General features: G+C 36.1%; 14 protein-coding genes. 8 read left to right on the forward strand and 6 right to left on the reverse strand.

Annotation, left to right across the window (positions count from 1 at the left end; all coding sequences use genetic code 11):
* The first annotated feature begins 95 nt into the window (after nt 1–95).
* The 3 genes from mecA (at nt 96) to pepF (ending at nt 4,371) form a co-directional block, all read left to right on the forward strand.
* Complete coding sequence (mecA, locus tag JOE23_RS02035) at nt 96–782, forward strand: adaptor protein MecA (RefSeq protein ID WP_204435621.1); 687 nt, start codon at nt 96–98, stop codon at nt 780–782.
* A gap of 490 nt (nt 783–1,272) precedes the next feature.
* Nucleotides 1,273–2,442, forward strand: a complete 1,170-nt coding sequence (locus JOE23_RS02040; protein WP_204435622.1) for a competence protein CoiA — start codon at nt 1,273–1,275, stop codon at nt 2,440–2,442.
* A gap of 105 nt (nt 2,443–2,547) precedes the next feature.
* Complete coding sequence (pepF, locus tag JOE23_RS02045; RefSeq protein ID WP_204435623.1) at nt 2,548–4,371, forward strand: oligoendopeptidase F; 1,824 nt, start codon at nt 2,548–2,550, stop codon at nt 4,369–4,371.
* A gap of 458 nt (nt 4,372–4,829) precedes the next feature.
* On the opposite strand, the gene JOE23_RS02050 is transcribed toward pepF, so the two are convergent.
* The 5 genes from JOE23_RS02050 to JOE23_RS02070 all read right to left on the reverse strand — a co-directional run bounded on the left by JOE23_RS02050 (nt 4,830) and on the right by JOE23_RS02070 (nt 8,057).
* Nucleotides 4,830–5,009 (reverse strand): hypothetical protein, encoded by a 180-nt coding sequence (locus JOE23_RS02050; RefSeq protein ID WP_204435624.1) that lies wholly within the window; start codon nt 5,007–5,009, stop codon nt 4,830–4,832.
* Between the two features lie 375 nt (nt 5,010–5,384).
* The gene (locus JOE23_RS02055) at nt 5,385–5,891 is read right to left on the reverse strand and encodes a DinB family protein (RefSeq protein ID WP_204435625.1); all 507 of its coding nucleotides are present in this window, start codon (nt 5,889–5,891) and stop codon (nt 5,385–5,387) included.
* A gap of 71 nt (nt 5,892–5,962) precedes the next feature.
* Nucleotides 5,963–6,292 carry a chaperone CsaA gene (gene csaA / locus JOE23_RS02060; protein ID WP_204435626.1) on the reverse strand — a complete coding sequence of 110 codons (330 nt, stop codon included), beginning with the start codon at nt 6,290–6,292 and terminating at the stop codon, nt 5,963–5,965.
* 151 nt (nt 6,293–6,443) lie between these two features.
* Nucleotides 6,444–7,346: a ClpXP adapter SpxH family protein gene (locus JOE23_RS02065; RefSeq protein WP_338021876.1), complete on the reverse strand. Its 903-nt coding sequence runs from the start codon at nt 7,344–7,346 to the stop codon at nt 6,444–6,446.
* A gap of 135 nt (nt 7,347–7,481) precedes the next feature.
* The gene (locus tag JOE23_RS02070; protein ID WP_204435627.1) at nt 7,482–8,057 is read right to left on the reverse strand and encodes a CYTH domain-containing protein; all 576 of its coding nucleotides are present in this window, start codon (nt 8,055–8,057) and stop codon (nt 7,482–7,484) included.
* 252 nt (nt 8,058–8,309) lie between these two features.
* On the opposite strand from JOE23_RS02070, the gene yjbM reads away from it, so the two are divergent.
* From yjbM to JOE23_RS02085, 3 genes are read left to right on the forward strand one after another with little or no spacing between them, the layout of a single operon-like run.
* Nucleotides 8,310–8,960 (forward strand): GTP diphosphokinase, encoded by a 651-nt coding sequence (gene yjbM, locus JOE23_RS02075; protein ID WP_204435628.1) that lies wholly within the window; start codon nt 8,310–8,312, stop codon nt 8,958–8,960.
* Nucleotides 8,961–8,965: 5 nt separating this feature from the next.
* The gene (locus JOE23_RS02080; RefSeq protein WP_204435629.1) at nt 8,966–9,772 is read left to right on the forward strand and encodes an NAD kinase; all 807 of its coding nucleotides are present in this window, start codon (nt 8,966–8,968) and stop codon (nt 9,770–9,772) included.
* A gap of 24 nt (nt 9,773–9,796) precedes the next feature.
* Nucleotides 9,797–10,684 carry an RluA family pseudouridine synthase gene (locus JOE23_RS02085; RefSeq protein ID WP_204435630.1) on the forward strand — a complete coding sequence of 296 codons (888 nt, stop codon included), beginning with the start codon at nt 9,797–9,799 and terminating at the stop codon, nt 10,682–10,684.
* A gap of 179 nt (nt 10,685–10,863) precedes the next feature.
* On the opposite strand, the gene prpE is transcribed toward JOE23_RS02085, so the two are convergent.
* Nucleotides 10,864–11,604: a bis(5'-nucleosyl)-tetraphosphatase PrpE gene (gene prpE, locus JOE23_RS02090; protein ID WP_204435631.1), complete on the reverse strand. Its 741-nt coding sequence runs from the start codon at nt 11,602–11,604 to the stop codon at nt 10,864–10,866.
* 335 nt (nt 11,605–11,939) lie between these two features.
* Here prpE and fabI point away from each other — a divergent pair, with 335 nt between their 5' ends.
* Together fabI and JOE23_RS02100 are read left to right on the forward strand one after the other, a co-directional pair.
* A complete protein-coding gene (gene fabI, locus JOE23_RS02095; protein ID WP_204435632.1) occupies nt 11,940–12,719 on the forward strand; it encodes an enoyl-ACP reductase FabI in 780 nt (259 codons plus the stop codon).
* Nucleotides 12,720–12,788: 69 nt separating this feature from the next.
* Nucleotides 12,789–13,256, forward strand: coding sequence for a CotO family spore coat protein (locus JOE23_RS02100; RefSeq protein WP_204435633.1), 468 nt, complete (start codon nt 12,789–12,791; stop codon nt 13,254–13,256).
* The last annotated feature ends 8 nt before the right edge of the window (nt 13,257–13,264 follow it).

Raw genomic sequence — 13,264 nt, forward strand, 5'->3', positions numbered from 1 at the left:
TTGTATAATTAATGCTTAACCGAAGCTAAACAAGGGTAAAGTATGATATAGACAATCATGTTGCTGGAATACCTTTTCGAAGGGAGAGAGACAGGATGGAAATAGAACGCATTAATGATAATACAGTTAAGTTCTATATATCTTATATGGACATCGAAGATCGCGGTTTTAACCGTGAAGAGATTTGGTATAATCGGGAGCGCAGTGAACAACTTTTTTGGCAAGTAATGGATGAAGCCGGAGATGAAGAATCCTTTGATATGGAAGGTCCCTTATGGATTCAAGTACAAGCGCTTGAAAAAGGCTTAGAAATTACAGTGACTAAAGCCCAATTATCTAAAGATGGACAGAACTTGGAGTTGCCTATTGATTCTCCAGGCCTTGAGAAACATTTCGATGATAAATTAGAAGATTTACTAGATTCTAAATTTGGACAAACGGATAATGAAGAAGATGATGCTGAAGAGACAGAAGAGGAACTTGGACGTCTTGTCCATCATACGGTTGCATTTGAGGAGTTTGAAGATATTATTCAACTAAGTCATGCTATTGAAGATACAGATGGTATTGAAAATGAAATATACCACTATCAAAACCAATACATGATGATTTTGAAATTTAATGATGAAACACATGACGAGCATGTCCAAGATGATTTGCTTAGCGTCATCTTTGAATTTGGTAAGCGGGTGAAGCTTGCGGTTCCAGTCATTTTAGAATATGGAAATCTCATTTTTGCTGAAGATGCTTTAGCACAGGTCAAAAAACATTTTAACCGATAAGCACGACTCGGCACTGTCGAGTGCGTGCTTTTTTTTAATATCAGTTGTGGGAAGCGGAGAAATTTTTAGTTATAAATACAGCGAAAATTGAGATCGGATCAAAAGTAAATAAGTCAATTCGTCAATATAACAACCGAACTATAATAGGTGCTTAACCAATTATAGTTCGTTGTTTATTTTTTTATCCTGATTCACTCAATGAACCATCAGTGGGTGGGTAAGATCGCAGACTAAAACCGTCACATCTTTAAGAAGGATGACAGACTAAGACCGCCACGTCCTGTAGCCCTCCGCCCGCTGATTGAAGGTTCGTTCTATAATAAAGTATTTATATAGGTACTCTAGTTGCAGACGATTGATTTCCGCGGGCGTATTCTAAATGGAAGTCGTTTGTTTTGTTCCAGGCTCAATTTTCTCATTAAAATCTCTAAAAAAGAGGAAATTGCTGATCTTTGTCGAAGTTAATTATAATGAATAAAGGTGGTGAATCATGTTACAAGCTATAAATGAACAGGGAAAGCGTGTTATTCCGGCCATAATATCAGCAAATGATATTAACCAATTAAAACAAACATCACAGAGGTTTATTTGTCCGGTTTGCAAGGAGCAAGTTAGACTTAGACTAGGCACTAAACGAATTCCTCATTTTTCCCATATTAAAACAGCAGGTTGTCCCAACCATGTTGGAGGAGAAGGAATATATCATGAGCAAGGTAAGTTACAACTTTTTAATTGGTTAAAGAAGCAGGGTTATATAGTAGATATAGAGGTGTATTTAAAGCAAATTAAGCAGCGTGCTGATCTACTAATGAATTATGGTAATCGAATGATAGCGATAGAGTATCAATGCGCAAAAATAACGACTCAAGAGATTATCAAGAGAACAAAAGGCTATCAATCTGTTGGGATCATCCCTATTTGGATACTTGGTAGTGGTCAAATGAATCGTCAGGGTAAAACCATCTTAAAGCTAACACCAACTCTTCAACATTATTTGCATCAGTACCCCTCCAATGATTTCGCTAGGCTTCTTTTCTATTGTCCACATACAAATAAAATAGCATCCTTTGATTTGATTAGCTTTGTTACCTCTTACCGAGCGCTTGGAAAATTCCACTTTTTAAAACTCTCGCAATTACAATTTCCTCATTTATTTAAACAAGGTGTTATTGATCCTGTTCCCAATCAGTGGTTAATTGAGAAAAAGAGGTTTCGTTTATCATCTCCAAAACTTGGTTATGGTAGAGAGTCCGCCTTTTATCAATGGTTATATTTAAATCAGTTGAATCCGTCGCAACTTTCGAGTTGGGTTGGTTTACCAGTTAGCAGTCAATGGCTAGTAAAAGGATCGGTGTGGGATTGGCAAGCGCGGCTATGCTACGATTTTTTCAATAAACAAATAAACTTTACCGATCAGGAGTTAGCTCATTTTGCTAAACCTTATTTACAATCCTCTCGTGATTATCCACTTATTCTCAAAGATGTCAATCCGATTCGGACGTATTTAAATTACTTTATTATGAGTAACTTAATAACTTATAATGGTAATTATTACATGTTAACAAAGCAAATCGGGCGTTATAAATGCGTGGAACAATCTTTGCATAATGATCAGCGTCTCCACATAAAACTAAAGAGATATATGCGAAGCAAAATGTGAATATTGTGACATAACTCTATAATCATGATATATTTCAAAGGAGTAACTAAAGGATTTGTGACAACTGTGTAGAATGTATGTAAAAGAAAAACAATAAGGAGGGCAATGATTTTGACTACAGAAACAGGGAAGTTACAAACACGTGATCAGGTCAGAGAAGAAAGGACATGGCGATTAGAAGATATCTTCGAAACCGATGCGTTATGGGAAGAAGAGCGTATGTCGGTTTTAAACGAACTGGATAAGTTTAAGCAATACCAAGGGAGGTTAGATGAATCAGCAGATGATCTCTATCAATTGCTGAAATTAGAAGATCAAGTATCAGAACGGGTAGGTAAGCTCTATACATATGCGCACATGCGTTATGATCAAGATACCACCAATTCATATTACCAAGGATTAAATGCACAAGCTCAAATGCTTTATACACAAACAGCTAGTACCATGAGTTTTATTGTTCCAGAAATATTACAAATTGATCCTGATTGTCTTGAAGGTTTTATCGAAGAGAAGCAGGAATTGAAAATGTATAAAAAAGCAATAGATGAAATAACACGACAACGTGCTCACATTTTATCGGAGCGAGAAGAAGCATTACTAGCTCAAGCAAGCGAAGTGATTAATAACCCTTCACAGACTTTCGGCATGTTAAATAACGCGGATCTAACCTTTCCGGTCGTTGAAGATGGAGAAGGAAAGCGGATGGAATTAACCCATGGTCGTTATATAAATTTTCTAGAATCAACGAAACAATCAGTAAGACATGATGCTTTTAAAGCAATGTATGGAACATATCAGAAATTTATTAATACATTTGCATCAACATTATCTGGACAGATTAAAAAGGATAACTTTAATGCTAAGATAAGGAATTACCATTCAGCGCGCGAAGCAGCGTTAAATCAAAACAATATCCCTGAAACCGTTTATGATAACCTTGTCGATGCTGTTAATGAAAGGCTGGACCTTTTGCATCGCTATGTTGACTTGAGAAAGCAAATGTTGGATTTGAATGAACTCCACATGTACGATATGTACACGCCCTTAGTTGAAGATGTAACCATGACATACTCTTATGAAAAGGCTCAAGAGCACTTAATAAACGGTCTTGCACCATTAGGTGAGGCCTACATTACTCGACTAAAGGAAGGTTTTAATAACCGTTGGGTTGATGTTGAAGAAAATAAGGGTAAACGAAGTGGTGCGTATTCTTCTGGTGCTTATGGAACCAATCCCTATATTTTAATGAACTGGCAAGATAATTTAAATAATGTCTTTACACTTGCACATGAGTTCGGGCATTCGTTACACAGTTATTACACAAGAGAGCATCAGCCTTATCGCTATGGTAACTATTCGATTTTTGTTGCAGAGGTTGCATCTACTTGTAACGAAGCGCTTTTAAATGAATATCTAGTTAATCAAACGACGGATACTAAACAAAAACTTTATTTACTCAATCATTTTCTTGATGGATTTCGAGGGACCGTCTTTCGACAAACGATGTTTGCTGAATTTGAACATAAGATCCATACACTTGATCAAGAGGGAGAAGCCTTAACAGCTGATAAATTAACAGAATTGTATTACAATTTAAACAAGAAGTATTTTGGAGATGCTGTCATTCACGATCAAGAAATTGGTTTTGAGTGGGCGCGAATTCCTCATTTCTATTTCAATTATTATGTATACCAGTATGCTACAGGTTATGCAGCCGCTCAATCTCTAGCTGCACAGATACTTACTGAGGGACAACCCGCAGTTGAACGCTACTTTGGCTTCCTAAAAGCGGGAAGTAGTGATGACCCTATTGAAGTATTAAAAAAAGCTGGAGTAGATATGACGAAGAAAGACCCAATCATGCAAGCACTTGATATTTTCGAGCATAAACTTGAGGAAATGGAAACATTATTTAAAAACTTATCTTAATTTGAATACAAGCTGGAAGTGTGGGCTTTTGGTTTGTGTCATAGACTTTTTTGTATGCCTCTTACTCAATCCGTTGTGAATGAGTAGAGGCGTTATTTATATCATTACTCAACTTTCTATCTGAATTTTTAGGTTCAGCCGAGATAGTATAATATTAAATACAAGCGTTGACTTTGAATATAGATTTTCGATTGATTATAAACCTTTCGTTTTAGACGCGCAGGTGAGCTATGTTCCGCTACTCTCACCGGAGTCTACAGATATCTCACCTGCTAAATAGTGCTTTATTTCGTACTCAGGAAATCGCATAAATCCGCGATCGCACGAAAAGTGAGAAATTCGCATGAAAGCTAGTTGCGATCGCGCGAAAAGCGAATCCCTTGTTTTCGGAACGACATAACGTGCTAAACGTATGAGAAGGTTGAATGCCTATTTTCAGTGTGAAAAGTTGAGTCTCATTATTTAAATCCTCGAAAAGTGTTACGATAAAAAAAGAAAGATAGTGATAAATAAATGGTGATAAAGAAAATGGGTAGCGTCAGTATCATGGGTAATAATCGCATTAACCCGAATAAATTCAAGATAAATGTAAGGGATAAAACGATTAAGATAAACAACAGTTGTAATGTTTTCTTCATTGCTTTCATCCTCTCACTTCTTTATAACTATTAGATATTATGTTGATTTAGCTTTAATTATAAGTATGACATTTTTGTGAACGAATGAAGTGAAGACTTGCGAGAAGATAGAAAAATTGTTATATTATGTTTGTGAGATGTTTAACAAACAAAACCCCTTTGTTTGATCTGAAACTTTCTCCCATCCCCCCATGACTAATGAGAGTCATGGTCAGAGTATATCTTAATGATATGCTCTTTTTTATTTAATTATAGGCTCTGTTAAAGTTTAATGTTGCTGTTACTTACAAAACGGAACTCCCATAAATCAGGAATTTACGTTTTATAATATTTGCTTGTTAAACTAACGCACCCCGTTACTTCAATAACTCTTTATCAATTTTTAGTGAATTCTTTTTCAGGTAGCCCCAATACATCTGTATTTTCAGGTGTGTAGCCAAGTAAACGTAACATGGCTACAATTTGCCCTTTATGATGAAATTCATGTGTAATAGAATGCAATAGCAATTGGTGTGGTGTTTTTCTGACAGCCCCACTGCCTACTTTCCAGGGAAGCTCCTTTTCGATAATATCGTTAAATTTATCGACAAATTGTTCAAAAACAGCAGCTACATATATATCAGCTTGTTGAAAGTAGCGTTGAATATCGTTTACCTCCATCTTATTTATTGTTTCCTTTGTTAATAGCGGTGACGTTGTTTCTGAAAGTAAAAAAGAACCCAACCACGCATGATAACAACCTGCCATATGAACTAAAGATTCTCTAATATTTTGAAAACCAAACCCTAACTCCTTTTTTAAATCACTTTCATTTAATTCTTTACACTGGTCTAATAAAATCTGTCTTGTTTGTTTAACCCACTCATATTCGTGTTTCTCCAAAGCTATCCCAACCTTATAGAATAATATGTATTATAATTAGATGCTTTATCTAACTGTTATTTACGGAATTTCTATGCTATTGGTGTTCCATTTTTAACAGGTTCATCTGGCTTTAAAAGTACCACGTCACCTTCTTCAGGGACTCCTCCAATTACTAATACCTCAGATTTAAAACCTGCTATACGTCTATGAGGGAAGTTTACTACTGCAACCACTTGACTTCCAATAAGTTGTTCTGGTTTGTATCTTTGTGTGATTTGAGCTGAAGATTGTCTAATGCCAATTTCTCCAAAATCAATTTCTAATTTTATTGCAGGTTTTCGTGCTTCTGGAAAAGGTTCTGCTTTAATAACAGTACCAATACGGATATCCAATTTCAAAAAGTCCTCAATTGTTGCCACCCTAAATCCCTCCACTATATACAGTTATACCCACTTTAACTCATTAATTAAAGAAATTAAAGTAATAAACTCTACTTCCTGTAAATAAAATTATCAACAACAGACTTTAACAGAGCCTAATTATAAAAAGACAGAGTCTTGATCCTTAGGATCAAGACTCTGTTCGATTGTAACGCCAAAAAACACCATGTTTGACAGGTACACAGGATACTAATTGCTTTAATTGTAATTTCTTCATTTCTTTACAAGCTCTTTCTATAGACCATTCATAAATAACAGCTATTTCATACGAGCTAACAAAGTGAAAATGTGAAATAAAGTCCTCTAGTTTGGGCTTCTCAAAAGGCTGAACTTCTTTTTGCAATAATTGTTTTAATACTTTAACGTATATATCATAACTGTATGTGCCCGTTAATTTTAGCCCTTCATCTTCAACTGTTTCGTTAAAGAAAACAAGTGAAGGTATTTGGTCTACATCCATTTCTTTTGTCAATTTCAAATCACATTGCAGTGCTTTTTGAGCAGAATTGGAATGTAAGTCTCTTCTAAATTCGTCAAGATCTAAGTTAACTTCTTGAGCGATTCTAATTAATTGATCATCTGTTGAAATATCTGTTTTATTCAAAAATAGATTTTCTTGAATCTTACGTAAATAATACCTTCCAGCTTTTATTCCTTGGAGCTCGGCGGCTTTAATAGCTGTTGATATGCTAGATGGTGTGCTCAATGGAGCCTCTAACCAAAGATCACCATCGCAACACATCCCTGTTTGATGAGCTGTTTTTTCCCACCACTGCTTCAATTTAACAGGAGGGTGTGCTGTTTGCTGATTTATTTTAGATAGCTTTCCAGTTAATATGGGTCTTATTGAAAAGAAACGTCCATATTCGAGTTGCATTTTTTTTATAATAGGATCCAATGCCCAAGATTCTGGACAAAGCGGATCAGTAAATAAATAAATTTCAATTGGTTTTGTGAGAAGATCAAAGTAGCTGTACTGTGCCTTTGATGGTCCATCAGATTGGATAAAGGGCCCAGTCTGTTTATAGCTCACATCGATTCTCCTTTCTAAGTCAGTGTTGTGATGAAAAGCTAATTGGCTTGTTTGCTGTATTAATTGTATCAGTGACAAACACATTTCGGCAACTGATAAGTCTTAGCAGGTGGTTTCTATAGGTCTCTGTTCAAGTTAAAGCTGTAAGGATTGGTAGAAACGTTCAATTTTGTTTGGTGTTGGTTTTGTCTTCAACGATAAAGTATTGATTAATTCTTCCATTACAGCTTCTGCCTTTTGGCGGGTTTGAGCTTCCACCTCTAATTCATAATCGATTTTGTGATTGTAAGTACTCATGTCAGCAACCACTAACGCACCACGAAATTCGATTTCGATACGCTCAGTCACTAAAGCACCACCATAGTGGAGTTGATCAAGGTGAACGCCCAGCTCGATCAGTTGGTCTTCAATGGCTTGAGTGCTAGTTGGCTGATTGTTTAACCAATTCTCAGCTTGCTTTTTTGATAAATAGTCATGTGTCTCGAGTAAACCGTCAGGATGAGGTTGCTTTAATGTAAGCGTAAACTGATCATCTTTGTAGCGAATCCTTAATGCAGCCCCCTTGTTTTTTAAATCAAAATGGGGCGTTTCGAAATAATAATTAATTTGTTTCTTAGGAGGCACTGTTGAACAATTAAGATAATCTAATAGCGAACGGTATTCTTCTTCAGTTAATAACAATTTACATTCAATTTCAATTTCCTGGTTCATATTAAAAGGACTCCTTCATTAAATTATCTTTATCAAGTATAGTCTATTTATGAATCAAAAGTCGAGAAATAGGCTGTCGAAAATAATTTTGCTTATGATACAATATAATAATATGGACAATGCTAAGTTAAAAATGACAAATATATTACGATAAAGTTATTAAGAAGCTAATGAAAATTTATTTAGTTCCGATATTGAGGGTAATATTTTCTCCTGTTTACATGTATTTAGATAATTAAAGGCGGTGCTATTGTGGAAACACAGGATAATTGGACGACTTTTTTGGTTCCTTATACACAAGTTGTTGAGGAATTAAAGGTTAAGTTGCGTGGCATGCGCGCGCAGTATGAAATTGAGGCAAAGCATTCACCAATTGAATTAGTGACGGGACGTGTGAAACCTGTCTCCAGCATTCTAGATAAGGCCACACGAAAGGGCATTTCAAAAAATCAAATTGAGGAAGTGATTCAAGATATTGCAGGGGTAAGAGTTGTGTGCCAATTTGTTGGGGATATTTATTCAATAGTACATTTATTGAGGTCTCGCCATGATTTTAATATTTTTGAAGAAAAAGATTACATAAAAAACAAGAAAGAAAGTGGATACCGATCATATCATGTTATTATTCGTTATCCTGTAGCTACTATCCATGGAAAGAAACAAGTTCTCGCTGAAATTCAAATTCGAACTTTAGCCATGAATTTTTGGGCAACTAATGAACATTCTTTAAATTATAAGTATAGTGGTCAAATTCCAACAGAGATAAAGGCAAGGCTGAAACGAGCAGCTGAAGCGGCTTTTCAGTTAGATGAAGAAATGTCTCAAATTAAAGATGAAGTCCAAGAGGCACAGTGGATCTTTCACCAACTTAAAAGTAAAGCACACAAAAAAGGGGGAAGCTAAGCAATATGAAATTTGCGGTAACATCAAAAGGTGACCAAAAGTCGGATCGAATTAAGGCGATCATGGAACAATATTTATTGGATTTTGATTTAGAACGAAATATGAAAGAGCCAGATTTTGTCATTTCTGTAGGAGGAGATGGGACATTTCTTCATGCGGTACATCATTACTTTCATCGTCTAAAACAGACAGCTTTTATTGGTGTTCATACGGGGCACCTCGGCTTCTATGCCGATTGGTTACCGGAAGAAGTTGAAAAGCTTGTCATTGAAATTGCTAAGCAAAAGTTTGAAATTGTTGAGTATCCCTTACTATCACTGAAGATTTTCTATGAGAACAAAGAAGAAGCTGAGCGTTTTTTAGCGCTTAATGAAACAACAATAAAAAAAGTTGAGGGCTCTGTTGTACTTGATGTGACGATAAAAGGTAAACATTTTGAACGGTTTCGTGGTGATGGTCTTTGTGTCTCTACGCCATCGGGTAGTACGGCATATAATAAAGCTTTAGGCGGAGCGATCATTCATCCATCGTTGTCAGCGATGCAAATTACTGAGATGTCTTCAATAAATAATCGAGTTTATCGAACGATTGGATCACCTTTAATCTTACCTAGTCACCATGTTTGTCAATTTAAACCAGTGGATAAAGAACAAAGTTTTATTATGACAATTGACCATATTACCAAAAGTGTTGAAAATGTGACAGCGCTTGAGTGCTCAGTGGCGAAAGAACGTATCAGGTTTGCCCGATTTAGACCCTTTCCTTTTTGGAAAAGAGTACATGATTCGTTTATTTCAGATGAATGCTACTGAGTTGAAGAAAGGTGTCGTATAACAGTGAAATGGCAAATAACAGAAGCTGAGAATCAAATGATACTTCGTGAATTTCTAAGAGAACACGTCGGATTGTCACGTCATATGATCAAAGTCTTAAAATATGATGGAGGTAAAATTCTACTTAATGGACAGATAGTAAATGTAAGAGAACGTTTAAGAGCTGGTGACCAAATCGAACTTGATTTTCCTAAAGAAGAAAGAGGACCACGGTTAATTCCAGAGCCAATTCACTTGGATATTGTATATGAGGATGACTTTCTTATCGTTATTAATAAACCAGCTAAAATGGCAACGATCCCTTCAGCACATCATCGATCCAAAACAGTTGCTAACGGTCTGATTGCGCACTACGATCATTTAGGTCTTGATTATACCGTGCATGTCGTTACACGACTTGATCGCGATACATCAGGATTGATGCTCATAGCCAAACAACGATTTTGTCATAGTTTTTTTCATCAACAAAAAATTGAACGTCGTTATCAAGCAGTGATAGAAGGAAAACCCGAAAAAACAGACGGGGTAATTAATGCGCCGATTGCCAGAAAGCCTGATTCAATTATTGAACGGATTGTTTCAGAAGATGGCAAGCCAGCCGTGACACATTATCAAGTACTTCGAAGTGTCAAATGGGGTTCAATTGTCGATGTAAAGCTTGAAACAGGTCGTACACACCAAATTCGCGTTCATTTTGCTCATATCGGGCATCCACTCGTTGGTGATGAATTGTATGGTGGGTCAACTACACTCGTAGATCGGCAAGCATTACATTGTGTTTATCTTTCCTTTATACATCCAATCACTAAAACAAGGATACAATTGGAATCGGATTGGCCTGCTGATTTATTAAGTATAGTAGATCGCCCGTGTAACAATAAGCTAATGTAACTTATGGATATATAACGACTTGCAAGTCATCAGTATTTTTCTTTTATGTTTTTACAACCTAATTAAGCTGGCCTTATCTAAAAGTGAAAATGGGAAGTTAAGACGAATGATGTAATAGTCATTCGTCTTATTATCATTGTGCACACTGAAGTAGGTGTATTATGTTGTCTCCGGCTCAATTAAGTATAAGAAGTAAATTTCTCTTCCACATAAGGCTGTTGCGATGCAACGGTTACGATGTTTTCTTCTGGTAATTGAAAAGCAGCAAGTTTATTTCCGAAGACACATCCTAAGTCAATATTGACGGTTTTATTTATAAAACGCGGTTCTAGAACAGGGGTATGCCCATAGATGATCCAAGTATCTCCGTTATAATGCTTGGCCCAATCTAGTCTTACTGGGCGACCATCAGCTAATTTCTCACCAGTAATATCTCCATAGAAAACAAATGTACGTACTTTTTTGTCACTTTTACCGATATATTCGGTTTTAATACCCGCATGTGCAACTACTGCATTTAAGGGTTTTATTTGCAAGTATAATTCAGCCTGCTCATACAATTGAATGAACTTTGCTCGAATAAGATCTTGTTCACGGGCTGAATATGCTTCAAGTTCTTCAACAGTTGTCTCTAAACCGTGTCGAATTTGCACGTTATTTCCTAGGAAATAACGATAAAGCTTATTGCAATGGTTACCAGGTACATAATCTGCAATGTTATCTTGATGCACTAATTTATATACAAGTTCAATCGTTTTTAATGAATCGGGTCCTCTATCGGTGATGTCGCCAAGAAAAACTAGCCGTCTCTGTTTTGGATGAATATAGGATCCATTTTCTAATAAGTACCCCAGTTTACCAATAAGTTGATTTAACTCTTTATAACAACCATGTACATCTCCTATAACGTCTATCTTCATACTTAACTTAGACCTTCTGAAAAAATATATAAAGATAGTCTAACATGAATTCGTTTTTCCATGTATTAAAGGACAAATGAATTGAAAGTAGCGGGAGAATAAAAAAGCAAGTGATCGGCTATTTTCATAGCTAATTGTGGTTGTTGATTTTATTACTTGGAAAATAAGTCCGTATCATGACAAGGTTTGCGGAAACCCTAGTGAAGGTAGTCGTTAGTGAGTAAGCTAATGAGAAAAACTATAATTTTAAAAAATAGTTGAGTTTAATATATAGATCAGCTAAAATAGTATCAGGTACTAATAACAAGTTATAATTCATTCAGGGGGCTAATAGCATGAATTTCTCATTAGAAGGTAAAACATATGTAGTAATGGGTGTTGCAAATAAGCGTAGTATTGCTTGGGGAATTGCTAAAGCATTGGACCAAGCTGGTGCACGATTAATTTTCACCTATGCCAATGAACGATTTGAAAAACCCGTTAAAGATTTAGCGGCATCTCTAGATCGACAAGATGCATTATTTTATCAATGTGATGTTACAAGTGATGAAGCAGTAGCTGAAACATTTCAAACAATTAAGAAAGATGTTACCGTCATTCATGGTGTGGCACATTGTATTGCTTTTGCACAGAAGGAAGACTTGAAAGGTGAATTTATCGAGACCTCCCGTGATGGCTATTTACTTGCACATAATATAAGCGCATATTCTTTAGTAGCTGTTGCAAGAGAAGCTACACCTTTAATGACAGACGGTGGAAGTATCATTACTTTAACGTATTTAGGTGGGGAGCGCGTGGTTCAAAATTATAATGTCATGGGTGTAGCTAAAGCGAGTTTAGATGCAAGTATGAAATATTTAGCAAATGATTTAGGTCAAAAAGATATTCGAGTTAATGCGATTTCAGCAGGTCCGATTCGAACACTTTCAGCTAAAGGTGTGGGAGATTTCAATTCCATCTTAAAAGATATTGAAGAAAAAGCTCCCCTTCGACGAACGGTAACGCAAGAGGAAGTAGGTTCAACAGCCTATTATTTACTAAGTGATTTATCACGCGGTGTAACAGGTGAAATCATCCATGTTGATTCTGGCTATAGCATATTAGGGCTGTCTTAAAATTAAGTAGGATAATGTCACGATATCATTCCTTTGATCATATAGTAAGGTGTGAGAGGAGGAATGCTTATGAAACATCGCCCGATGATGTATATCGCTCAACCAGATTTAAAAGCACCGATTGCTCCAATGCAAAAAGAGTATTATTCAACTAAGGGGACGACGTATCCAGTTGAGCCTAAGCCACGAAGACAAGGACGTCCCATATTAATTGAGCGCGATCAAAATATACCATCTACCACAGAACTTGAAGTGGACGAGGTAGAGGACCAAACTTTAACAGATGAAAAAAAGGACATGAAACCAACAAAGTTTAAAGAAATGACGATTGAAGATAAACTAACATATCTTAGTCAACCCTCATCGTTTCTGCCACGGCTTAATTGCCAAGTGAAACTCGCAGGTGAATCACATAAAGGGAACATTACAAAAGTCGAGGATGATCAAGTATACTTTGAAGCAAAATTACCACCAAAACATCGTCAATTTCAAGTTAAGGATATAGAGGATATTAAGTTAATCGGATTTAATAACTAACGAGGCTC

Origin of the sequence: Amphibacillus cookii (assembly GCF_016908375.1) — a bacterium.
Classification (GTDB): domain Bacteria; phylum Bacillota; class Bacilli; order Bacillales; family Amphibacillaceae; genus Amphibacillus_C; species Amphibacillus_C cookii.